Annotated in this window: 1 protein-coding gene; it reads right to left on the bottom strand. The window is 64.2% G+C overall.

From position 1 onward, the window contains the following. Positions 1-248 (bottom strand): tyrosine-type recombinase/integrase (locus tag Xenpb_RS19580; RefSeq protein ID WP_368666855.1); only part of this gene is annotated, 248 nt, incomplete at its 3' end. Between the last annotated feature and the right edge of the window lie 9 nt (positions 249-257).

Genomic DNA, 257 nt, shown 5'->3' with positions numbered 1-257 from the left:
CTGAGCGGCCTGCCCTTTTGCGAGATAAACAGGTAACCGCTGTCATAGTGCGCCGCTAACTGTGGCCGGACCTGCACCAGATAGCGTGTCAGCCAGCCCAGCGCCCGCTCGCCGATGGGCACCACCCGGTCTTTATGGCCTTTGCCCTGATTGACCACAACCGCCCCCCGTTCGACGTCGATATCCCCCCGCCGGAGCTGGCGCAGCTCCATGCGCCGGAGGCCACTGCTCCAGAGGATTTCCAGCATCACCCGGTT

Source organism: Xenorhabdus sp. PB62.4 (assembly GCF_014467285.1).
Lineage (GTDB): Bacteria > Pseudomonadota > Gammaproteobacteria > Enterobacterales > Enterobacteriaceae > Xenorhabdus.
The sequence above is the reverse complement of the archived record's forward strand: the minus strand, read 5'-3'. Positions and strand labels throughout refer to the sequence as shown.